Annotated in this window: 1 protein-coding gene; it reads right to left on the bottom strand. The window is 65.0% G+C overall.

The window, feature by feature from the left end; all coding sequences use genetic code 11:
* Positions 1-1,919 (bottom strand): non-ribosomal peptide synthetase (locus A5707_RS05520; RefSeq protein WP_156657592.1); only part of this gene is annotated, 1,919 nt, incomplete at both ends.

Raw genomic sequence — 1,919 nt, 5'->3', positions numbered from 1 at the left:
GTTATAAATCGGCGACGGCCCATACAACTGATCGATAAACCACAACCGCTGCTGAGCAAACGACAACGGAACATGCTCGGGTCGTGTGGCGGGCATCAAGGGTGGGAGTTGGCTTGTTTCTTCACCGATCCGCGGTGCTAGCTGGGCCACGGTGGGTGCCTCGAACACGGTGCGTACGGTAAGGCCGGCATTGAGGTTGGTGTTGATCGCGGCGATCAAGCGCATCGCCGTCAGGGAATCGCCACCCAGATCGAAGAAGGAGTCGTCGACGCCGACCCGCTCGAGTCCCAGGATCTGGGCGTAGATGCCGGCCAGGATCTCCTCGGTGGGGTTGGCCGGGGCGCGGTAGCGCTCGCTGTCTTGGTAGTCGGGTGCCGGCAGTGCGCGGGTGTCGAGCTTGCCGTTGACCGTCAACGGCAACGCCTCGAGCACCATGATTGCGGCCGGCACCATGTAGGCCGGCAGCCGCTCAGCCAATGCGATGCGCAGATCGGCGGAGTCCAGCGCCGCGGTCCCCGACCCAACGACATAGCCCACCAGGCGTTTGATGCCCGGCTGGTCCTCACGAGCGATCACCACCGCCTGTTCGACCCCGTCCAAACCCGCTAGAGCTGTTTGGATTTCACCGAGCTCGATGCGATACCCGCGGATCTTGACCTGATCATCAGCGCGGCCCAGATACTGCAACTGCCCATCAGCGCGCCAACTCACCAAATCCCCGGTGCGATACATCCGTTGTCCGGACGCCCCGGCCCAGCCGAATGGGCAGGCCACAAACCGCGATGCGGTCAATCCTGCGCGACGCACATACCCGCACGCCACACCACTGCCGGCCACATACAACTCACCGATCACCCCGGCCGGTACCGGCCGCAACCACTCATCGAGCACAAACACCGCCGCTTCCGGCACCGGCGCCCCAATCGGTGCTGCCCCCGACCCCGCCACCAACGGTGCGCTCATCGACGCATACACCGTGACCTCCGTGGGCCCATAAGCATTGATCACCACCCGCCCCGGCGCCCAGCGATCCACCACCTCCGCCGCACAGGGCTCACCACCGAGTAGCACCGCCACCGACTCCAACCCCAGCGGCGACAGCGCGTTGATCGCCGACGGCGTCTGAGTCAACACGGTGACCCGCTGGCTCACTAGCAGCGCATGGAAGTCATCGGGCGAACTCGCAACCGATTCGGGCACGATCACCAACCGGCCCCCGCCCAGCAGCGCCGCCCAAATCTCCCACACCGAAAAGTCAAACGCATACGAATGGCACTGCGTCCACACCTGCTTCGCCGGCAACTGTGGTGGCATCGACTGCGCCACATGGCCCAGATTGCGATGCGTGACCGCCACCCCCTTCGGGACACCGGTAGTGCCCGAGGTGTAAATCAAATACGCCAAGTCCTCGGGACCCGGCTCCGGCAACCCGCTATCGGGCTGACCGTCCACGCGCGGATCATCGACGTCGATGACCGCAACGCCATAACCCTCAACTCGCCCCGCCAACCCCGCAGTAGTGAGCACCACCACCGGTGCCGCATCAACCACCATGAACCCAACCCGCGCAGCAGGCAGCCCCGGATCAATCGCCAAATACGCCGCCCCAGCCTTGAGCACCGCCAACATCGACACAATCGCCTCAGCCGAGCGCTCCAACAACAACCCCACACACTGTCCGCGGCCCACACCCCGCCCGACCAACACGTGCGCCAACCGATTCGCCGCCACATCCAACTCGCGATACGTCAACGAACCACCAGCCCAACTCACCGCCACCGCCCCCGGGGCACGCGCCACCTGCGCAGCGAACAACGCCGGAACCGGTGCAGGCTGGGTCAGGACTGCCCGGTTGCCGAGCTTTTCTAGTCGGGCGTGTTCGTCGTCGTCGAGGAGGTCCACTGATGACAATGGCCGGC

Source organism: Mycobacterium kyorinense (assembly GCF_001672775.1).
Lineage (GTDB): Bacteria > Actinomycetota > Actinomycetes > Mycobacteriales > Mycobacteriaceae > Mycobacterium > Mycobacterium kyorinense_A.
This window is presented reverse-complemented; position numbering and strand designations above follow the sequence as displayed.